This is a genomic window from Wolbachia endosymbiont (group B) of Lycaena phlaeas, from assembly GCF_947251875.1.
GTDB lineage: Bacteria > Pseudomonadota > Alphaproteobacteria > Rickettsiales > Anaplasmataceae > Wolbachia.
In genome coordinates this window covers 321,613-341,978 of the sequence record NZ_OX366392.1, presented here as the reverse complement: position 1 = coordinate 341,978, position 20,366 = coordinate 321,613, and the positions used below count along the sequence as shown (strand labels likewise).

The window sequence follows — 20,366 nt, the reverse complement described above, 5'->3', positions numbered from 1 at the left end:
GAGTATTGTTAATGCGAAAAGGGTTTAATTCAAATGGTATGGCGTGTGAGGAAGACATACATCAATTGGTAGAAAGTGGATTTGATATTAACTCAAAAGATGTAAGCGGAGTCACTCTCTTGCATAAGTTTACAAAAGAAGGCGATTTAGTTGGAGTAAAATCATTATTAGAGCACGAAGCTGACTTTAATGTTGTGGACAATGAAAATAGAAATCCACTGCATTATGCTATTATGCATGGACACAAAAAAATTGCTAAACTTCTTGTTAATCAATTGACAATTAATTCTAGAGATAAAAATGGATTTACTCCACTTCACCTTGCTACACTACAAGATGACACAGAATTAATGGATTTTTTAATAACAAAAGGCGCAAAAATTAATGAAAAAGATGCTGAGGAAGGCTATACTCCTCTTCACATAGCTTCATTATACGGTTCTAAAAAGAGCGTCCAGATTTTAATTGATAGCGGAGCAAATCTTGAATGTGAAGATAACAACTTTCGTACTCCTTTATTTTTGACCATTTATCAATGTACTACACATTATGAAAGTAGAGCAGAGATTATAGAATATCTGATAAAGAAAGGTGCAAACATAGAAGCAAAAGATGCAGAAAATAATACTACGCTTTTTCTAGCAGCATATAACAACAAAATGCAACTGGTAAAGCTTATTGTAAAGCAAGCAAAAGCTAAGTTAAAAGAGTTTATTTGCACAAAAAATAAACATGGTTTTGATGCACTGGATTGCGCTATTAAGCATAATAATAGGCAAATGGTAACATTTCTTGTTTCAAAGGGAATAGAAGCAGATGACCAAGATTGTAGCGGTAACACCAGGTTACATAAAGCTAGCTATAATGGTGATACTAAAGCAGTTAAGTTCTTATTGGAGCTTAAGGTAAACGTTAATGCCGTCACTAGATGCAACAGAACTCCTCTGCTACTTGCAGCTAAAAAAGGCCATGTAGAAATTGTAAGAATGTTGTTAGCAGTAAAAGCCAATATGAATATTTGTGATCAACAAGGTTTTACACCTCTGCATCTTACTATTCAAAAGGATTATTTTGATATAGCTCAGCTATTAATAGAAAAAGGGGCAATTAATTGTAGTAATGATTATACTGCAATAGATATGTTTATTGACAAGGCTCATAGCAAAAAAAATATTGAAGAAAATTACAAAAAATTTTGTAGGTTTTTGATGCTTTACTTGAAAGAGCTACATAGTAAACACAAAGCCTTTTGTGTACTTTCAATCCTAGCTCTAAGCTTAACAATTATAGGTTTACCATTTATTTTCAAGCCTATTATTAAATATAGAGAAAGAAGTAAAATATATAAAAAAATTAGGGCTATGCTGATTTATATTTAAGTATAACAGGAGAACTAAGCTAATATATGACAATTATCTGCTCGATAAAAATGGAATTAAATGTATCCGTTTAGCAGAGTGGCAAAATAAAATAGACAAAACCATAAAAATAAATGGTGTCATGCAATTTGAGCTTCGGCATAGATCCCACATAAATTTTTTGGTACATATTTTTTCAACATTAATTTCGTATTCCATTCAAAGAATATTAATATTGGCATATAAGTATGAATATTATGCTAATATAATTACTTTTTAGGTATACATGGCAAATTTATGCCTGGAAACAGTTTTTCCTACACTTTCTTTATAAAAATCACAGGCGCCTGTTATTAGCTAAAGTAAAGGTCAAGTATCTGGAATTCTGGACATAAAATCCTCCTGTATAAAAAGATTAGAAAAAAATGCAGCGCACATATGACAGACCGCTGAAAAAGATACGCTACGTTTTTTATTGAAAAGTTAACTGAAAGTCTGCAGACAAAGATAGATTTTGAGCTCTTAAAATATCTCTAATTGTCATTATAATCAGATTCAAAATATGCGGAAGTAATTTTTTTTGACAATAGATTTCTTGCATAACCAAGTGTCATTCCAGCTGGGATCCAACTAAACACTTTACAACGTTTTTTGCGCGAAAAGGCTGGATGCCAGTGTCAGCTACTTGCATGACATCGTCTTGGATGAAAATCAGTACGTGATGCACCAAAAATTGTGCATCAAAAGGGTGTCATTTGAGTAACTTTTTTGTTGTCGTGCCAGTGTCAGCTACTTTCATGACACCTATTTGTTCCTATGATAGTCTTATCTGTCTATCTTATTTTGCTACTCTGCTGAACAGATACGTTTTTTTTACCTTTTTTATTCTGTAAATTTTTTAGTATTTGTATGTTTAACATAAGAACTACACAAGACTACAAATGGTGAATCAGCATTACCTTAAAGAGAGTACCCATATTTTCAGTTAACCTTAAAAATTCACTGAAGATCTTATTCTTCTGTTCATTACTTGCATTTTTCATTAAAGCTTGTGCTCTTTCCTTTATACCAAAAAGGTGTAAAAATTCTCTTTGAGTCAAAATCTCACAATTTACGTGCCTTAATGAATCTTTTAATGATTGAAAGTTCACAAGTGCAGTGATGTCACTATTACCGACGTTTTCAAGAAAATTAGTATATTTATGCTGCCTTATCGATTGCAAAGTGCTCTTATATTCAGGATATACATAACCATAATCTATAATCAGGGCAGCTCCTCCGTTATTGACTATCTTATTCTCAAGTTTCTTTAATATTTCGATTCCGGCTAGGCATACTTCCACTACTGCACCATTGAAACCCCCTGTCATTCCAGTCTGGAATCCAGTTTTTGGTCTGGTTAAGCACTGGAGTGACAATGAAAGACTGCCATCATCTTGTTTTATTACTCTATTTTCATACCACTGCTCATCACGATAAATAAATTGGTCAATTGGAAGGGCGTCAAATAACTCATTTGCAAAAAAAATAGTTGGCTGATTTGGTAAGTTGTCGACATCTGTGTGCCAATTAATATCTAATCCCTTTAATTTTTCCTTTTGTATTTTCTGTAAAAGAGGACTTATTTCAACTAGGTGAATGTTCATTGAGCTAAAAAAACAGCTGTATTTTTTAGTAACTCTTATTATATCGTGAATGAGTGTTCCTTTACCTGGTCCAAGTTCAACTAGAGAAAATTTTGATGGCTTTCCTAATTTTTCCCATGTATTCATTATCCACACTGCAATTGTTTCACCAAATAGCTGACTAATTTCAGGTGCAGTAATGAAGTCACCATCTTTGCCAAGTGGTAATTTATTCATGTAATAACCGTACTCTTTATGATATAGAGCAGCACTTATGAAATCGCTGATAGATATTGATCCTTGGCTTTTATCAATTAATTCGTGTATATAAGTGAGCATATTATTAATAAACATTTAACTATAGCGTGCCATACTATAAAATAGTGGAGTATTTATATATATAATATAAGTTTAAAAACATATGAGTAGTATTGCTTTGGTTATGGACAATCAAGATACGGATTATGTTACCCTTATACCTCAAGATGATGGTATTGAATATAAATTTAAAGAAGCTATCAATTTTGTAGAAAATAAGGTTGTAAGTGCTGATGGATTAACTTTAGCGGAGGTATTTCAAGCATTGGTTCAAATGTTGAATGGTGATCTAGAGTTAGTAAAAAAAGTGTTAGCATATACTAATATTATGGTAAAGCATGGAATGAGGGTAGCAAAAGAGTCACAGCTAAGCAGAGCCGATGTTCGTCGAGCTTTAGAAGGCAAAGAAAGTGTGTTTAATAGGCAAGATTTTATCAAAAAACCACCTCTTGTATCTTCTATAAAATCGGTTAAAAAGAAAAGTAGAGGTCTTTAAATGGCTGAGTCTATAAAAAAATTTACTGTACAGTGTGATTTCAAAGGACAGAATGCACCTTTTGCAGTATATATAGGAAATCCAAAGGGTGATACTCATCCAATTCACCATCAAGATTCATGGCTTGCAAAGGAGCGTGGAGGAAACATTCCTAATAAAGTTAAAGAAAGTTTGCAAAAATTATACAAGTTGTCTCAAGAAAACGGGATCTCTTTTCCAGAATTATGCGCATATGCCATTACTATAGTTAGTAATAATGATAAAAAAAGTGACGGTAAGTAGTTAGATTCTCAATATTTCATTTATAGAAGTTTTTGATCTCGTCTTCTCGTCCACTTTTTTTACTATAACTGCGCAATAGGTTGAAATGTTGTTTTTAGGTGGAGTAGATCCTGATACAACTACAGAGTAAGGTGGTACTTCACCATAAAATATCTTGCTTGTTTCTCTGTCAATAATTTTTGTTGATGCTCCAATAAACACCCCCATACTAAGGACTGATCCTTCTCTTATTATGACACCTTCGGCTACCTCACTGCGCGCTCCAATAAAGCAATTATCCTCTATAATGACTGGAGAAGCTTGAATAGGCTCAAGAACTCCTCCTATTCCCACTCCACCGGAAATATGACAGTTTTTTCCTATTTGTGCACAACTACCAACTGTTGACCAAGTGTCTATCATTGTGCCAGAATCAATGTATGCACCAACGTTGATAAAGCTTGGCATTAGAACAACATTTTTACCTATGTAAGCAGATTGGCGGACAAAACATCCAGGGACTGCTCTAATTTTTGACTGGTAAAATTTTTCTTCATTCCATTCACTAAACTTACTACCGATTTTGTCAAACCAGCAATTGGTGTTGTCTATTATTTTGCTTTCCTCAGTGAGGAAATGTAATAATATTGACTGCTTTATCCACTTATGTACTATCCATTCTCCACTTGATAGCTTTTCTGCTACTCTAATTTTACCACTGTCAAGTAACTCAATTACCTCTTTGATTATTAATCTTGCTTCGTGTTTTAGATTATAGTCGTTAAGTTTTTCTTTATCTTTCCAAATATTTTCTATCTCATCTTGTAATTTTTTAGTTGCAAATTTTTCATTTATTATATACATATTGATATCAAATTTATATTATTTTATACGTAAGCACTATGAAAATACAATGTCATAATTGTACTAAAACTTACTTAGTATCTCGTGGGCAAATAGGTGAATCTGGAAGAAAAGTGAAATGTACAAACTGCAATCACATGTGGCATGAGTATCTAAAAGAAATGTCAAGTGAATTGTGCCCTGCTGGTATACAAGAAAAAAAAGCTAACTGGAGGCAAAGTTTAACTCTAGCTTTTGCAACAGTTGCAGGGTTATGCGTTATAATTGTTGGTGGTATCTTTCCAGGAGAGGTAAGTAAGATATATAAAGCAGTTAGTTCATATAAAGATTCAATAAGCCATAAATTAGGATACAAAAAAGTGCAAACGGAAAATTCAAGTGCGAGAGAACTTGTTGTAAATGAGTTTTATCAAGATTACCTTTTTCTATCTAATTTTAGATCTAATTAAATAGGCATAAGTCATCAATGTTATGCAAATAACTACACTTATTCCTTTATGATAGTGTCATTCCAATTTCAGCTACTTTCATGACGCCCTATGGTTGTTATTACATCGTTTACTATAGATTTGTTTCAGAAGCTTACATCCAGAAAACTTGTATAGATTTTTTCTACTTCTGTGATATTATAAGCCTGTGATGATAAAATAAGTGGATATGGATAAGTCAGCGTATGAAATCATAGAGCATGAGTATGATGTGGTGATAGTGGGTGCAGGTGGAGCAGGGCTTAGAGCAACACTTGGAATGGCTGCAACTAATTTTTCAGTTGCCTGTATTTCTAAGATTTTCCCTACACGGAGTCATACAGTTGCAGCACAAGGCGGAATTAGTGCAGCCTTGAGCAACATTGCTGAAGATGATTGGCGCTGGCATGCGTATGACACAATAAAAGGTTCAGACTGGCTTGGCGATCAAGATGCAATAGAGTATATGTGTAAAAATGCTGCCAAAGCTGTGATTGAACTTGAAAATTTTGGTGTACCCTTTTCTCGTACGGAAGATGGAAAAATATATCAGCGTGCCTTTGGTGGAATGACAACTCACTTTGGTAAAGGAAAATCGGCTCAGCGTACTTGTGCAGCAGCAGATAAAACTGGGCATGCAATTCTTCATACTCTATATCAGCAATGTCTTAAATTTAACGCTGAATTTTTTGTCGAATATTTTGTAATCGATTTGATTATGGACAAAGGGACATGCTGTGGGGTGATAGCTTGGTCGCTGTGTGATGGTACGTTGCATAGATTTCGTGCACATTTTGTGGTAATAGCAACAGGTGGTTATGGACGTGTTTATTTTTCTGCAACAAGTGCACACACCTGCACAGGTGATGGTAATGGCATGGTGGTAAGAGCTGGGTTGCCACTTGAAGATATGGAGTTTGTGCAATTTCATCCAACAGGAATATATGGCTCAGGGTGCTTGATGACGGAAGGATGCCGCGGTGAAGGTGGGTACCTCGTTAATTCTCAGGGTGAGAAGTTTATGGAACGTTATGCGCCAAAGGCAAAAGATTTGGCTTCTCGTGATGTAGTAAGTCGAGCAATGACAATTGAAATTAGAGAGGGAAGGGGAGTTGGGCCAAAGAAAGATCACATGTACTTGAATATATCGCATCTTGATCCGGAAGTGATCAAACTCAGATTGCCAGGTATTAGTGAAACAGCAAAAACCTTTGCAGGAGTTGATGTTACTAAAGATCCGATACCTGTTATTCCAACTGTTCACTACAACATGGGCGGTATTCCGACCAACTATCATGGGGAAGTGATCACGTTGCAAAAAGGTAAAGAAGAAGTGGTAGAAGGATTATTTGCAATAGGAGAGGCAGCATGTGTTTCTGTACATGGTGCAAATCGACTTGGCTCTAACTCGCTTCTTGATCTTGTGGTTTTTGGTAGAGCTGCCGCGCTTAGGGCAAAAGAAAAATTGAAACCTGATACACCACATAAAAAATTGCATTCAGACTGCACAGACTGGATAGTAGATAGATTTAATAAAATGAGATTTGCTTCCGGAGAGTTCAAAGTAGCAAAAATACGAAGTGAAATGCAGCACACTATGCAGAAATATGCATCGGTATTCCGTGTTGCTGAAGTTTTAGAGGAAGGTAAAAAAGCTATAAAAGAAGTAGCAAAAATGATGCCTAACATTGCAGTTGAAGATCGTAGTATGATATGGAATAGTGATTTGGTTGAAGCTCTGGAGCTTGCCAATATGATTCCACAAGCAGTTATTACCATGGAATGCGCAGCTAATCGCGAGGAAAGCAGGGGTGCTCATGCTCGTGAAGATTTCCCTGAACGTGATGATAAAAACTGGATGAAGCATACTATAGCATGGCTTAAAGAAGAGAAAAGCCAAGTTAGTGTAGAAATTGACTATAAAAAAGTTGCTGAAAAAACTCTGAGCGATGAGATTGATTTCATCGCCCCGGAAAAGAGAATTTATTAGTTAACCCATCTGGTTTATTTATAAATTGACGTAGTATTGATACATAGCTCATTTGAGTAGCTGGGCTTTCTGTATGCTCCGATTGATTTGACGATCTTTGTACTTCTTGCTCTGCTGAGTTGTTAGCTAAATTTTGTTGTTCAGTAATATTTTCAGGTTGTTTTGCAGCTAGGTGATCATCTTTACGGCTTTGCTTATCGTTGGTTAATTCCTTAACAGACTTCCTAATGCCGCTAAGTCCCAAAGTGAATATCAGACAGACCACTCCTGTTATAGCTATGATGGGTAACGCTGCTCCAATTGCAATTTGTCCTTGAAAGCAAGAAAGTGTTACCATTGTAATAATAGTAGTTGCTACTGTGATTGCTAACAATACACTAGCTCTCCTGCCCGGATCAATGCATTTCCATACAACAGATGCTCCTTTTTTTACACCAGAACCTAGCTTTTTAATGCCTGATTGACATTTTTTCGAAGCAGTTCCACAGTGGTATTTTTCCTCAAGCTTCTCTTTTAGTTCTTTAGCTTTCTCCTGTGCTTTCTGTGGAGTGCTTGAACAATCTTTTAGATCTCGTAAAGTTAAATAGTACTTTTTAGTATGGAGTTCTGGATCTTCTAACCATAAAGAATCAGGGTTAGCACCGTTTTGTAATAATGCTGCACAAAACTTTGTTGTATTATCATAATTAGTTGCTAAATCAAAAATTGTTTCTTGCGATAGGTATTCGATACTTTTTTTTTCTGCTTTTTTCTTTAGTGCTAATTCTAGAGGTGTATTTCCTTGCCTGTTAGTTGCTTTTATAGCTTCATCTAATTTATCTTCAGATATTTTTCTTTCTTTTACTAAGGCTGATATTAATTTCAAGCATGTAACTTTTTGCTTCCCTCTCAGCAAGGCAATATGGTGTAAAGCATTATTGCCATTTGCATCTTTAAGGTTAATATCTGCTCCTTTTTTCAATAATTCCTTAAAAGATTTTTCATCTTTATCTTTAATTGCTAAATGTAGTTGATAATTATCATTACTATCTGGAGTATTTATGGTATGGGCTATAACTTCTTCAACTTTTGTTTTTATTTCTGGTTTTCGCTCAGCCAATTTCTCTAAAAATTTAAGATAGTATTCATTTTGCTTTTTAGATAATTTTTCTAAATCCTCTGTAGGTAAGCTTAGCTTGGCTCCATACTTTAACAATTTTGCAAGAAACTTAAGTGTGTTATCGTTATCTTGGATTGTGTGAGAATCATGTTTCCCTTTTATTATCTTGTTAATTAGTGCTACCTGAAAAGGAGTCTTTCCTTCTTGATTTTCACTATCAACAAGTTGTACTAAATTTTTCTCGTTAGCTATTTTTATCAAGGTATCTAGAAACTTAAGCTTTTGTTTCTTTTTGAGCGATGCAATAAGGTGTAAAATATTATTTACTTTTTCATCTGTTATGCCACTGATATTTGTGCAATCTTTTAGGTATTTTCTAAATTTCCTGTTGTTTCCATTTTGGATTGCATTTAGTAATTGAACGTCATTATCAGAATCCGATATTCCGTTTATTCCATCTTCAAAATCGCTATCAGAATCTGATATTCCGTTTATTTCATCTTCAAAATCGCTACCGTAGCCACTGTCTTGTTCGCTGTACCTACTAAAACAACTTTTAGTGACTTCAGAAATTACTTGTTTTTTTGTTTCATTTGATATTCTTTTCGATCGTTCTATTACTTCACCTAGCACTGGAAGGAAACATTGGACATAATATCTGTGATATTTTTCCTGTTCTCTAAGCGATTCTTCTAATTTAGTTAATACTTCAGGACTAGCGCCTTCCTTAAATAACCTTTTACATTCCTTGAGTGTTCCATCTCGACTTCTTGGTTTTTCATGCTTATGTTTTTCTTTTTTTACCTTTCTCTCTATAATATTATACAATTGCTTGTCTTTTTTATCTTGTTTTTCATTTTTGTTTATACATTTGTCTAGTTTATTTGCATTACTAACTAATACACTTGAATCTATACTCATATTAAAACCTCAATATTAAAAGCTATTTGGCGTTAACGAATTGTATTAAACTTTTAAATTGAGCTAGATGTTATCGAAATATAGGTGAAAAGGCAGAAAACTAGTTTCTATTAGAAAATCTATTGTCATAGTCAAATCCCCACTTTAGCACTTGTCTACTATTTTAACTATTTTATCTTAAAAAATAATAAATGTGGCTAAACTGTGAAACGTGAATGCTGCTAAAAGAGATAAACAAATATTTTTATAGATCTTTCAAACTTGATTTTTCTTCTAATTTTTTAAGCATTCCTTTACTTAGTATTGATTTTATCTCTTCTACGCTTTTATCAAGATTATCATTAATTATTACGTAATCATATTTATTACTTTTACTTATCTCTTTTTGCGCTTCGGCTAATCTACGCTCTATTTCAATTTCATCATCACTATTACGCCTTTGTAGACGCAGTCTAAGCTCTTCCATTGAGGGAGGTAGTATAAAAACACTTACAACTTTTTCTCTTAAGATTTCAAACAAATGAAATGCTCCTTGCCAATCTATATTCAGTAAAACACTTATTCCACTGCTCAGGTTTTGTTCTATAAAATCTTTTGGTATACCGTAAAAATTCTCAAAAACTTTGGCATATTCAAGCATTTGACCAGCCTTACATAGTTCGTGAAACTTTTCTTCAGTAACGAAAAAATAGTCTTTTCCGTTTACTTCACCGGGACGAGGTTTGCGTGTAGTCATAGAAACAGACATAACTAAATCAGTTGATTGCTCAAGTAATTTTTCTGATATAGTAGTTTTTCCAGCTCCAGAAGGAGAGGATAGAATCAGTAGTATGCCCTCATTTTTTACGGTCATTTTTCTTTATTTAACAAGTACATTATAGAGCTTTTTTAAGACTTTGTATTTTTTAAATCAAAGTTTAAAAGACTAGAGCCCTCTAAATTAGAATTTGATAAATTGGCATCAATAAGAGAGGAATTATCAAAGACAGTATAACGTAAATCGGCTTTTTCAAGATTTGCCTTATTCAAATTAACGTTTACAAACTTTGCTCTGCTTAATATTGAATTAGAAAAAATAGCATTTTCTAAATTCATATCTTTAAACTCAAAGTAAGAATAATTTACATCAAATTTTTCACCCTGCGATATTTTCTCTTGCAGATCTTTAATTGAAGTTATAGCACTCTCTAGACCTGTAATTTTGCTCTGTCCCTGATTGTCAATCATAATTGAATTATCAAATTTGCAATCTGTTAAATGAATATCAGCAATTGAACTTTTATATATGCTTGAAGAGAGGAAAGAGACATCACTCACTGTTGAATTATTCAAATTGCTAAGAAAAAAACTAGTCTTTCTAAAGGCATTATCATAAAACACGGAGGATTTGAAATCACTTTCAATAAAGTTTGAATTAGTGACTTTTGACTTAGACCAGCTCGAATTATCAGCTAATAATTTGAAGAATATTGAATTTTCTATCTCACTCGAATCCATATTATGGTGGGAAAGAGTACTATTATAAATTTGAGAGTCTTTAATTTTTGTCTTATAAATTGAAGTTCTAGAAAGATCTGAATCTTCTATTTTTGCAGAGGTAAACAATGAATGATCAAAGAACGAACCACTCATGTCAGAATTCACAACTTTAGTATTATGAAACTTTCCATGACAAATGTTAGCGTTATAGGTATTAACTTTATACAATTCACTAAAACTAAAATCAATATTAGATAAATCAGCATCCTGAAGGTCTGCTTCGAAAACATATGCATGTTTTATCTTGGAACCATTTAGTATAGATTTAATGAAGTTTGAATTATCCCCTTTCACATAGGAAATTTGTGAATTGCTTAAATTGGCTTTTTCGAAATTACTGTTGACTATAATGGAAGAATTAAAATAGGCGTTTGAAAGATTGCTACCTGTAAAATCCGATTTTTTTATTTCTGCACCATATATGTTAGCATTTTTTAATGAAGAAAATTGTACCTTGAGCTTATGTGCATCCACTCCAAAGAAACTTGCGTTGTCGAAATTATTTTTCTGCATAACAGTGTCGTTTATTTCACTATCACTAAAATTGATGTAGCTTGCACTTGAGTTTGATAAATTGGAGAAATTCATTTTTACATTCAAAAACTTGGTATGCAAACCAATTATATTACGCATACTTACTTTGTTGAGATTAGAATTGATAAAATCAGCATAACTGATATTAGACTGATCAAATATGATATCTGTTAAATTTGTAGAAGCAAATTTTGAAAAACTTAAATTTGTGCCTTTTATTTTAACGCCATGTAAATTAGCATTGGAAAAATTGGCACCACGCAAATCAACATCGATAAAAGACACATCTGATAAATCGGTGTTAGAAAAATCGGCACCAATTAAACTTACTCCATCAAAAATAGATTTGCTTAAATACAATTGACTAAAATTAGCACCATTTAAATTAGGACCAAAACCTTTCTTAAAATCTTGTGGTATGCTGGCTTTATTACACTGTACTAAAAATTTAGCAAAATCTTTTGTATTGTAAGATATGTATTTTACATCGTGCAGAGCACTTAAAAAATCATTGATTGCATCATCTCCATAGCATAAATGACCAACTAAAATTAATATCAAAAGTCTAATTATCTTTTGCATCACACGTGTTTTCTTTTGTTTTTATAGCAAAGTTATACATCTCTGAGTTTTCTTGATTGTTTATTTCTTTATCCTCTAAAAGGTATGGCATCATTTCGGCAATTGCGTTTATTATGTTGATCTGATTCCTTTCGATTGCTATTTCAATAGGGGACTTAAAATTATTATCAACTACTCTAGGATCAGCACCTTGTAATAAGAGAAAGCGAACTGTGTCTATTTGACCTTGTTTCACTGCATAAATTAGAGGAGTATCACCCAATTTATTTCTAAATCTTAGTATTTCTTGAATTGTTAATCCAATTTTTTCTAGCTTATTTATTACTCCTCTTAGACAAATTAAGTTGCCCTTCTTGATGCAGTAAAAAAATTGCTTACTGTAATCATCAGTAAATATAGTTTTAGGAAGGTGCTCATTTAGGCTATCATATTGTCTTTTATATATAGACTTGCTTTTATGTTTTTTTATTTCTTTGTTTAGCTTTGTCCATTTTTCGCTTTTTTCATTTTTTTTGTTCACAGGTGTTATATTGTCAGGCTGTTCTTCTTTCTTTTTCTCTGTTAATTGGCTTGTTGAAAGTTCGGTGTCTTTTTTGCTAATCTCCTCTTCAGGCTGTAGGTTTGTTTGATTATTGTGACTGATTTTCTTCTCTTCAGGTTCTTCTTTTTTTTCTTCTGATAAAGGACTTGTTAGAGCTTTGGTATCTTTTATATTAGTCTCCTCTTCAGACTGTAGGTTTGTTTGATTACTTGAAGGTACTTCTTTATTGATTACATTTGTTGGGTCTGTGATTTCTTTGAGTTCGCTCAGAAGCGGAGAAGTTTTTTCAGCATCAGTGTTGCTTTTCGATACGTCTTCTTGATTTATACTGCTTTCATTTTTATTTTCTTCAGGCTGTTCTGCAGCAAGCAGGTTAGATATAACAATTAATAGTATGAAGAATGCTTTATATTTCATAAACATTGCAAATATAGGCTTAATTAAAATGATACTATAATCAAATGATTAATCTACAGTAAAAAATGCCTTAGGGTTTTATTTATATTTGCTAATAGAAAATAAAATGCTAAAATTAGATAGGCTATTTCGAGTGAAATTAATACTTTTTCTTACTCAAGCTTTTTAAAATTATATAATTTTTTTAGGGGGTATATGTTACCACAAAATAAACAATTACTAGATGCTGCTGAAAGCGGTCAGCTAAATCTTGTTAAGCAGGCTATACAGGGCGGAGCAGATATTAATGCTGCAGATGAACATGGAAGTACTGCATTAATGTTAGCTGCTGTATTTGGTTATCCAGATGTAGTGAAGTTTCTGATAGGAGTAAAACAGATGTTAATATGAAAGATAAAGAGGGAAACACTGCTCTAATTTGGGCTGCTAAATCGGGTAATTTAGGTATAGTAAAGTATCTGATAGGAATAAAAGCAGATGTTAATATGAAAGATAAAGAGGGAAACACTGCTCTAATTTGGGCTGCTAAATCGGGTAATTTAGGTATAGTAAAGTATCTGATAGGAATAAAAGCAGATGTTAATATGAAAGATAAAGAGGGAAACACTGCTCTAATGTGGGCTATTAGATTAGGTGAGGTGAATATAGCAAAGTGGCTGATACACGCAGGAAAAGCAAGGATTGATGAAAAAGATACCTGTGAATACACTGCATTAATGTTTGCTGCTGGATTCGGTCATTTAGGTATAGTAAAGTATCTGATAGGAGCAAAAGCAGATGTTAATGTTATAAGTCGAAATAAAGGAAGAACAGCACTAATGCTTGCTGCTGTAGGAGGTCATTTAGATATAGTAGAGTGCCTAGTAGAAGCAAAAGCAGATGTTAATATGAAAGATAAAGAGGGAAACACTGCTCTAATATGTGCTACTAAAGAGGGTCATTTAGAGGTAGTGAAGTACCTGGTAGAAACGGCAAAAGCAGATATTAATACAAAAGACAATAATGGAAACACAGCACTAATTTGGGCTGCTAAAAATGGAAAACCAGATATAGAAGAATATCTTAAAAATTATATACAAAAAAAAAGTTACATACAAAAAAAAGAACTTTTGCAGGAATATATCTATGTTGGTGTTGGTAGTGCAATAGGCTTAGCTTTAGGTATGGCAATAGCATATTATGCAGGAGCAGCTATTGGAGTTTGTATAGCATCAGCTGTCGTTGGTCTAGCGCTAGGTGGAGTAGCTGGTTACGTAATTGCAGAAGTGAAAAAAGAAAAGGATAGAGATCCAAATATAGACGTAGCTACCGCACTTAAAAATGTTTTCACTACTCAACCTTTAAGTGAAAATGTGATAGCTTTAAAGTGGAAGTAGTAAACTAAAGCTGGCTTTGTGTTTATAGTACTTTTTGCAAATAAATGCTCAGTGGTAATTTGCGTACTAAACGGTGTCATCTAAGTAGCTGACACTGGTTTCTATCATTATCAGAAACGTTATATTTTAGCATAACTTTTATACTTGCAAATTTAACTCGATGCCAGTGTCAGGCTACTTTCATGACATCTATCACTTTGCGTTTATAGTATTTTTAGCAAATAAATATTTGCTAAATTAAGTGCAAAAATTACTTGACACATTTTGTAGTTTGATTATTATTAGTGAAAATGAGGGTATTTTAGAGCTCGAAATTCACCTTATTCAAGTCTGCAGACTTTTCAACTAATCTCTCAATAAAAAAATATAGCACAGTCTACTTCAGTGCGTACACGTACGCTTAATTTCTGTCATAAGGTGTGTTATATTTTTCTAAATCTTTTCTTTATAGGAGGGTCATTATGTCTAAAATTCCTTAAACATTAATTTTTAACTTAAACATTTATTAAATAGTGCAGTACTGCCTTACGCGTTGCTAATCCAAACTTTACTTGCTGTAAAATAACACAATCTGCTATATCATTGCTAATCTCAATGCCTCTATTTATTGGTCCTGGGTGCATAACAATTGCATCGGGTTTTGCATGCGATAGTTTTTGTGCATCAAGTCCATACAAATGAAAATATTCTTTTTCTGAAGAATTATTATTCATGCGCTCTTTCTGCAACCTCAAGAGCATAATTACATCAGCATCCTTTATACCTTCAGTTAATGAATAATGAAGTGAATCTACTTCAGGAAGATGCTTACAAATCAAAGCTGGTGGTGCAACTAAGCTTATTTTTGCTCCAAACATTTTTAGCAATCTTATATTTGATCTTGCAACTCTACTGTGCAAAATATCTCCACATATCACAATTTTGAGGTTTTTTATTTGCTTTTTATGACTGATAATTACGAGATAATCTGCAAGAGCTTGAGTTGGGTGTTCACTGCTTCCATCGCCTGCGTTGATTAGCGAGCAGTTGACATGCTTTGCCAATGTATTAATAATACCACTACTTTTATGCCTGATTATCATATAGTCAGGATTCATTGCATTTAGTGTTTTTATCATATCTTTTAGATCTTCCCCTTTGTTAATAGAAGAAGATTTTATTGGTAAAGTTATAACATTTGCTCCAAGGCTCTTTGCTGCTATTTCAAAAGATGCGAGCGTACGTGTTGAATCTTCAAAGAATAGGTTTATGACTATTTTATTTTTCAGAACATGACTATTTTCAACTTTTTCTTCAAGGTATTGATTGGCTAATTTAGTTATATTTTCTACATCACCGATTGTGAGGTCTGAGATATTTAATAAATTCCTTCTCTTGTCCATAGCTCCTTTTTTGAGCTTATTCTACTTTCTTAATTTCAATTACACAACTGTAAAGTAAAGTAGAAGGAAGCTATAAAATTTTATTTCCACTTACATTCATCTGCTATCATAACAGCCTCAAAGAGATGCTTCTCAAGCTCACTTATAGGCAGAGTACTTTGTAGGTAATTTCCCCAAGATTTTAACACATCAGAAGTTTCAATACCTTCAACAATAGGATATTCTTGATTTTTTTTAGCATATAGCTCTTGAGCCTGTTTGCTTACAAAAAACTCCAATAAAGCTATGGCATTTTCTCTGTGTTTTGCGTTTTTTGTTACTGCTGCACCACTAATATTCACCATTACACCATCACTCGGAAAGAAAGCTCCTAACTTTTCTGTGATATTCTTTTTATTTTCTGATGAAAGGATTCTTGCAAAGTAGTAGCTATTTACTATTGCAACATTGCCTTCACCAGCGGCTACAGCATAAATTTGATCTGTGTCACCACCGCTTGGTTTTCTTGCCATGTTGCTTACAATTCCACTCACCCATTCTTTTGTTTTTTCAAAACCATTTTTTGCAATCATAAAAGCGATCAATGATCGGTTATATGGACTTGTGGAAGAGCGTACTAATATTTTCCCTTTCCATTTTTCATTCGCTAAATCTTCATAGGTACTTAATTCCTTAGGATCTACTGATTCTTTATTGTAAACCAATATTCTAGCTCTTTTTGTGAGACCAAACCAATAATCTTCATTATCTCTAAATTTTGCAGGTATGGCATTTTTTAGAGTCTCTGAATCCACTTGAGATAAGAGCCCTCTTTTTTTGGCTAAAATCAAATTCACTGCATCTGCAGTTAAAAACAAATCAGCTTCACCACCATTTTCCATGCGTGAAAGCAATTGGGAATAATCGTCAATGATATAACGTACCTTGATGCCAGTGGTTTTTGTAAAATCATCAAACAAACTATGTACTAATTCTTCTTTACGAGATGAATAAACGTTTACTACTTGTGAATCATCAATTCCGCTATTTTTATATAAAAAATTAACGACTATCAATAAAGCCGCTACTAAAGATATAAATATTAAACCTTTTTTCATAAACAAACCCCTTCCTTGTCATCATCTCAAGCTATCAAAATAGCAAGGTCTTAGCAAGTGTAAATCTTCAAAACGTTGCAGTTACAGTACTGGAATAGCGATAAAAAGAAGTACGAGCCAGATTTAATTAATAATATAAGTAATATCTGGATGGCCACATCGTTCAGCAACTACTTGTAACAATTTTGAACTAATCTTTTCTTCACTCTTTTTGATAGTTCTAATAGCTGTTTCATTGGGCTTTCCACTACTAGCATCTTTTGTATCTAATAACAAGTAATCTTTAAAATCAGTTTTGCTCCAATGATGAATTGTGCAAGCTAAAGTGAAAAGCAGTAGAGTGCCTGAAATTGCAACGATTGGCCAGTAAATAGTAGGATTTGTGTATGAACTTACTATGTTGCTCAAACCACCTGTTGAATAAAGTGCTAAAGGGAAGGTTATGTTTCCAGTAATAAGAACTGTTCCTAAGATAGGAAGCCATATTCTATCATTGATTAATGAATTTACTTTACTCTTGTAATAGATTGGCTGGCCTGTAAGTTCTACGATGTTCGGATTACTTTTTGCTTTTTCTGGAAGAGAGTGAAACGTAAAGTAAACACGATTACCGTTGCTATATTTTAATACCAAAGATTTGATGCATTCCTCGTCTTTTGAAAGTGTATTTGATATCTCATCTAAAACTTCTTGAGTATCTCTTTTTGTGATCTTGTGCTCCTTAGTACGTACTGCTTGCATAAATTCCCACATAATTCCCAGGGCTAAACAAGACGCTAATACTCCGACAAATATAGTAACAGGATTTATGCTGCCGATGAATCCAATGAATTCTCTTTGCTTCACAGCTAAAACGATTGACGTAATACAACATGCCGTAATAAGACCTACGAAAGGCATTGTAACTTTCTTCTTTTGCATCGTATATTTTACTTTCTGTAAAAATCTGTTTGTCTTTTTATTATCTCCAAGCAAAGATTTTTCAGAGCCATCTGTTTGATATGATGGTGGAGGAGAAGGTGATCTGCTAACTGATACACTACCTGAACTCTTTTTTGGAGATTTTGTATTTGGATCTATGGATGCATAAATAGGTTCTGTATTTGCACCATTCGATTCTTCTTGCCTTTCTTCATCAGAACTTGATTCGCTAGCCGAATTTGTTTGTAACGCTGTGTTTCTAGGTGCTGGTGTTGGTTGAGTTGCTGCACTATTTTCACTCACCGTTGTATGAGAAACCAGTGTGACGTTATCTTTATTTCCTGATTCAGGCATATTCGCTCCAAAATTAATTACAATGTTATGTTGATTACGCTATAGTTATTAAGATATAGTGAATACTAATTTAAGAATAAATATTAGTATAAGAACTGCTGATCAAAGATCCTTTCATTCAAAGGGCAATCTTTGTCAAAAAGTAGAGTGACTGTATTTTCGTGATCTTTCTGTATTTTTACCTGCGATATGTCGTGAAATTCCTTGTAATCTGATACTACAAGTGCTGGACGATTTTTCACATCATTGATATCAATTTGCACTATTGTATCATTTGAGATTAGCGCTCCATTCCAACGCCTTGGGTAGTAGCTATTAATGGAAGTCAGTGCAAGTAAATTTGAATTAAGTGGTAAGATTGGCCCACCGGCAGAGAAGTTATATGCAGTGCTACCTGTTGGGGTAGACAATATAATTCCATCTCCTCTGAATTTTTCTACTTTTAGCTTATCATTAATGGTAATATTCATCTCCACTATTTGATTTGCATTTCTAAAGACATACACTTCATTTACTGCGATGTAATGGTGTTTTTTGCCATTTATGTCTTTGGCTTCCATTTTTAGTAAAGTTAGCTGAGTAGGAACTGCATGTTCTATATGATCAATTAGATCTTCAAAGCATTTATTCATCAAAAATCCGACGTTACCGGTATTTATTCCATACACATGTATATCTTTATTTCCTATGACGTAGTTGTGCAGAGTGCGTAGCATAAAACCATCACCGCCAACAACTATCAGCAAATCAACTTCAGGCTTACTTGCTTCTGCTATATTGATAAAATTAAGCTCCTGTAGTAGTTTAGATACTTCCTGAGACTTGGGTAGCGAAGAAGCAATATAGCCTACATTTTTATATTTATACATGTTAAATAAAGAGGGGAGGAACTAAAAAAGACTCCCGTATTTATCATTAAACTTAGCTATTTTACTATCCTTCTCCCCTGAACCGCTTGTCAAACTTCCAGTCCATGCAGGATGAGTAAGAGGATCTCTATCAAGCTTTATTCTTTGACCTTCTTTTCCATAAGTGGAATAAGTTTCAAACTCTTGACCATCTGTCATAACTATAGTAACTTTGTGATAGTCGATTTCTGCCATTGTTCTTACAAATTTCTTACCAGCTAAGATTTTAGTGAATCTGGTTCATTTGGTCAATCATTATTGTGAAATATTGACAAAAAATAAATAAAGTAGTATTATCAATGAAGAATGAAAAACTTTTTATGATTTTTGCTTTTCCTGGTCAGGGCTCCCAATTTGTAGGAATGGGAAAGAGCTTATATGATGAATTTTCAGTTGCAAGGAACGTATTTGATGAAGTAGATGACATATTGGGTAGAAAGCTGTCTCATTTGATTTTCAATGGCCCTATTGAGAAATTAACCATCACGGAAAACGCTCAGCCAGCTATAATGGCAGTGTCAATTGCAACGCTACGTGTTATGAAGCACGTATTTGGTGAATCTCTTTACAGCGTTCAGTATGTTTGTGGGCATTCAGTTGGCGAGTATACAGCGCTGTGTGCTGCAGGGGCATTGACGCTTGAGTCTGCAGTCAAGTTGCTAAAAGTTCGTAGCGAAGCAATGCATGAAGCTTCACTAAAATGCAAAGGTGGAATGTTTGCTCTACTTGGAGCAGAAATAAGTGAAGTAGAAGGTATATTAAAATCAGCTCAAATTGATTGTGAAATTGCAAACGATAATGGTGGTGGGCAGGTAGTGGTGAGTGGTACTGCAGAGGCTCTTGAGGTCTTACCTGATTTATTCAAAAACTCAAGTGTCAAGAAAATGATAAAATTACAAGTTAGTGGGCCTTTTCATTCATCTTTTATGAAACCTGCTGATGAAAAACTTCTGGAATTTTTAAAAAGCATCAACATAACTCGCCCTTCGATTCCTTTTGTATCAAACGTTACAGCTAAGGAAGAAAGTGATCCAGAGATCATAAGAGCTTTGCTCGCTAAGCAAGTTGTAAGTAGAGTAAGATGGAGAGAGATGGTTTTATATATGACAAGCCATGGCACTAATAAGTTTGTTGAAGTTGGCCCTAACAAAGTTTTATCTAATCTAGTTAAAAGAATTGACCAATCTATCAATACAAAAAGCATAGGTAGCATTAGTGATGCTGATAACTTCTTTAATGAATCATTAATGTTGACAGCAAAAAATTTAAAAATAAAAAGCTTATAACTAACATAAAGTAAAATTTGTACTATTTTT

At 33.5% G+C, this 20,366-nt stretch carries 19 protein-coding genes; 8 read left to right on the top strand and 11 right to left on the bottom strand.

Going from position 1 to position 20,366, the window contains the following annotated elements; genetic code table 11:
• The first annotated feature begins 38 nt into the window (after positions 1 to 38).
• Entirely contained in the window at positions 39 to 1,379 is a 1,341-nt protein-coding gene (locus OPR37_RS01560; protein WP_010406927.1) for an ankyrin repeat domain-containing protein, read from the top strand.
• 914 nt (positions 1,380 to 2,293) lie between these two features.
• Here OPR37_RS01560 and OPR37_RS01555 read toward each other — a convergent pair.
• Complete coding sequence (locus OPR37_RS01555) at positions 2,294 to 3,322, bottom strand: class I SAM-dependent methyltransferase (RefSeq protein WP_029237556.1); 1,029 nt, start codon at positions 3,320 to 3,322, stop codon at positions 2,294 to 2,296.
• Between the two features lie 82 nt (positions 3,323 to 3,404).
• Between OPR37_RS01555 and OPR37_RS01550 the strand changes: the two genes are divergently transcribed.
• The gene (locus tag OPR37_RS01550; protein WP_264374965.1) at positions 3,405 to 3,797 is read left to right on the top strand and encodes a hypothetical protein; all 393 of its coding nucleotides are present in this window, start codon (positions 3,405 to 3,407) and stop codon (positions 3,795 to 3,797) included.
• Positions 3,798 to 4,079 (top strand): DUF2610 domain-containing protein, encoded by a 282-nt coding sequence (locus OPR37_RS01545; protein ID WP_007302102.1) that lies wholly within the window; start codon positions 3,798 to 3,800, stop codon positions 4,077 to 4,079.
• Here the strand turns inward: OPR37_RS01545 and dapD are convergent, their stop codons facing one another.
• A complete protein-coding gene (gene dapD / locus OPR37_RS01540) occupies positions 4,080 to 4,922 on the bottom strand; it encodes a 2,3,4,5-tetrahydropyridine-2,6-dicarboxylate N-succinyltransferase (protein WP_264684957.1) in 843 nt (280 codons plus the stop codon).
• A 38-nt stretch (positions 4,923 to 4,960) separates the two neighbouring features.
• On the opposite strand from dapD, the gene OPR37_RS01535 reads away from it, so the two are divergent.
• Both OPR37_RS01535 and sdhA read left to right on the top strand, forming a co-directional pair.
• Entirely contained in the window at positions 4,961 to 5,371 is a 411-nt protein-coding gene (locus tag OPR37_RS01535) for a zinc-ribbon domain-containing protein (protein WP_007302100.1), read from the top strand.
• A 208-nt stretch (positions 5,372 to 5,579) separates the two neighbouring features.
• Positions 5,580 to 7,379, top strand: coding sequence for a succinate dehydrogenase flavoprotein subunit (gene sdhA, locus OPR37_RS01530; protein ID WP_012481881.1), 1,800 nt, complete (start codon positions 5,580 to 5,582; stop codon positions 7,377 to 7,379).
• Here the strand turns inward: sdhA and OPR37_RS01525 are convergent.
• The 4 genes from OPR37_RS01525 to OPR37_RS01510 all read right to left on the bottom strand — a co-directional run bounded on the left by OPR37_RS01525 (position 7,351) and on the right by OPR37_RS01510 (position 13,012).
• Positions 7,351 to 9,399: an ankyrin repeat domain-containing protein gene (locus OPR37_RS01525; protein WP_213864019.1), complete on the bottom strand. Its 2,049-nt coding sequence runs from the start codon at positions 9,397 to 9,399 to the stop codon at positions 7,351 to 7,353. The two genes, sdhA and OPR37_RS01525, sit on opposite strands and share 29 nt — an antisense overlap.
• 244 nt (positions 9,400 to 9,643) lie before the next feature.
• Entirely contained in the window at positions 9,644 to 10,252 is a 609-nt protein-coding gene (gene gmk / locus OPR37_RS01520) for a guanylate kinase (protein WP_007302097.1), read from the bottom strand.
• Between the two features lie 35 nt (positions 10,253 to 10,287).
• Positions 10,288 to 12,054, bottom strand: coding sequence for a pentapeptide repeat-containing protein (locus OPR37_RS01515; RefSeq protein ID WP_012481880.1), 1,767 nt, complete (start codon positions 12,052 to 12,054; stop codon positions 10,288 to 10,290).
• Positions 12,038 to 13,012, bottom strand: a complete 975-nt coding sequence (locus tag OPR37_RS01510; protein ID WP_264684956.1) for an ankyrin repeat domain-containing protein — start codon at positions 13,010 to 13,012, stop codon at positions 12,038 to 12,040. Before OPR37_RS01510 ends, OPR37_RS01515 begins: the two co-directional genes overlap by 17 nt.
• Positions 13,013 to 13,207: 195 nt before the next feature.
• Here OPR37_RS01510 and OPR37_RS01505 point away from each other — a divergent pair, with 195 nt between their 5' ends.
• Entirely contained in the window at positions 13,208 to 13,402 is a 195-nt protein-coding gene (locus OPR37_RS01505) for an ankyrin repeat domain-containing protein (RefSeq protein WP_264684955.1), read from the top strand.
• Positions 13,399 to 14,388, top strand: a complete 990-nt coding sequence (locus tag OPR37_RS01500) for an ankyrin repeat domain-containing protein (RefSeq protein WP_264684954.1) — start codon at positions 13,399 to 13,401, stop codon at positions 14,386 to 14,388. Before OPR37_RS01505 ends, OPR37_RS01500 begins: the two co-directional genes overlap by 4 nt.
• Positions 14,389 to 14,882: 494 nt before the next feature.
• On the opposite strand, the gene OPR37_RS01495 is transcribed toward OPR37_RS01500, so the two are convergent.
• The 5 genes from OPR37_RS01495 to rpmE form a co-directional block, all read right to left on the bottom strand.
• Complete coding sequence (locus tag OPR37_RS01495; protein WP_149168670.1) at positions 14,883 to 15,770, bottom strand: aspartate carbamoyltransferase catalytic subunit; 888 nt, start codon at positions 15,768 to 15,770, stop codon at positions 14,883 to 14,885.
• Positions 15,771 to 15,850: 80 nt separating this feature from the next.
• Positions 15,851 to 16,867, bottom strand: a complete 1,017-nt coding sequence (locus tag OPR37_RS01490; protein ID WP_007302093.1) for a Fe(3+) ABC transporter substrate-binding protein — start codon at positions 16,865 to 16,867, stop codon at positions 15,851 to 15,853.
• A 123-nt stretch (positions 16,868 to 16,990) separates the two neighbouring features.
• Entirely contained in the window at positions 16,991 to 18,142 is a 1,152-nt protein-coding gene (locus tag OPR37_RS01485; RefSeq protein WP_063630573.1) for a hypothetical protein, read from the bottom strand.
• An 83-nt stretch (positions 18,143 to 18,225) separates the two neighbouring features.
• Positions 18,226 to 19,011 (bottom strand): NAD kinase, encoded by a 786-nt coding sequence (locus OPR37_RS01480; protein ID WP_017531835.1) that lies wholly within the window; start codon positions 19,009 to 19,011, stop codon positions 18,226 to 18,228.
• Between the two features lie 21 nt (positions 19,012 to 19,032).
• Entirely contained in the window at positions 19,033 to 19,245 is a 213-nt protein-coding gene (gene rpmE / locus OPR37_RS01475) for a 50S ribosomal protein L31 (RefSeq protein WP_006013575.1), read from the bottom strand.
• Positions 19,246 to 19,370: 125 nt separating this feature from the next.
• Here rpmE and fabD point away from each other — a divergent pair, with 125 nt between their 5' ends.
• The gene (gene fabD, locus OPR37_RS01470) at positions 19,371 to 20,336 is read left to right on the top strand and encodes an ACP S-malonyltransferase (RefSeq protein ID WP_012481879.1); all 966 of its coding nucleotides are present in this window, start codon (positions 19,371 to 19,373) and stop codon (positions 20,334 to 20,336) included.
• Positions 20,337 to 20,366: the final 30 nt, after the last annotated feature.

What these genes read in the sequence shown, in the direction of transcription:
- OPR37_RS01560 (WP_010406927.1), top strand. Translation starts at nt 39, where the DNA reads ATGGCGTGTGAGGAAGACATACATCAATTGGTAGAAAGTGGATTTGAT.
- OPR37_RS01555 (WP_029237556.1), bottom strand. Translation starts at nt 3,322, where the DNA reads ATGCTCACTTATATACACGAATTAATTGATAAAAGCCAAGGATCAATA.
- OPR37_RS01550 (WP_264374965.1), top strand. Translation starts at nt 3,405, where the DNA reads ATGAGTAGTATTGCTTTGGTTATGGACAATCAAGATACGGATTATGTT.
- OPR37_RS01545 (WP_007302102.1), top strand. Translation starts at nt 3,798, where the DNA reads ATGGCTGAGTCTATAAAAAAATTTACTGTACAGTGTGATTTCAAAGGA.
- dapD (WP_264684957.1), bottom strand. Translation starts at nt 4,922, where the DNA reads ATGTATATAATAAATGAAAAATTTGCAACTAAAAAATTACAAGATGAG.
- OPR37_RS01535 (WP_007302100.1), top strand. Translation starts at nt 4,961, where the DNA reads ATGAAAATACAATGTCATAATTGTACTAAAACTTACTTAGTATCTCGT.
- sdhA (WP_012481881.1), top strand. Translation starts at nt 5,580, where the DNA reads ATGGATAAGTCAGCGTATGAAATCATAGAGCATGAGTATGATGTGGTG.
- OPR37_RS01525 (WP_213864019.1), bottom strand. Translation starts at nt 9,399, where the DNA reads ATGAGTATAGATTCAAGTGTATTAGTTAGTAATGCAAATAAACTAGAC.
- gmk (WP_007302097.1), bottom strand. Translation starts at nt 10,252, where the DNA reads ATGACCGTAAAAAATGAGGGCATACTACTGATTCTATCCTCTCCTTCT.
- OPR37_RS01515 (WP_012481880.1), bottom strand. Translation starts at nt 12,054, where the DNA reads ATGCAAAAGATAATTAGACTTTTGATATTAATTTTAGTTGGTCATTTA.
- OPR37_RS01510 (WP_264684956.1), bottom strand. Translation starts at nt 13,012, where the DNA reads ATGAAATATAAAGCATTCTTCATACTATTAATTGTTATATCTAACCTG.
- OPR37_RS01505 (WP_264684955.1), top strand. Translation starts at nt 13,208, where the DNA reads ATGTTACCACAAAATAAACAATTACTAGATGCTGCTGAAAGCGGTCAG.
- OPR37_RS01500 (WP_264684954.1), top strand. Translation starts at nt 13,399, where the DNA reads ATGAAAGATAAAGAGGGAAACACTGCTCTAATTTGGGCTGCTAAATCG.
- OPR37_RS01495 (WP_149168670.1), bottom strand. Translation starts at nt 15,770, where the DNA reads ATGGACAAGAGAAGGAATTTATTAAATATCTCAGACCTCACAATCGGT.
- OPR37_RS01490 (WP_007302093.1), bottom strand. Translation starts at nt 16,867, where the DNA reads ATGAAAAAAGGTTTAATATTTATATCTTTAGTAGCGGCTTTATTGATA.
- OPR37_RS01485 (WP_063630573.1), bottom strand. Translation starts at nt 18,142, where the DNA reads ATGCCTGAATCAGGAAATAAAGATAACGTCACACTGGTTTCTCATACA.
- OPR37_RS01480 (WP_017531835.1), bottom strand. Translation starts at nt 19,011, where the DNA reads ATGTATAAATATAAAAATGTAGGCTATATTGCTTCTTCGCTACCCAAG.
- rpmE (WP_006013575.1), bottom strand. Translation starts at nt 19,245, where the DNA reads ATGGCAGAAATCGACTATCACAAAGTTACTATAGTTATGACAGATGGT.
- fabD (WP_012481879.1), top strand. Translation starts at nt 19,371, where the DNA reads ATGATTTTTGCTTTTCCTGGTCAGGGCTCCCAATTTGTAGGAATGGGA.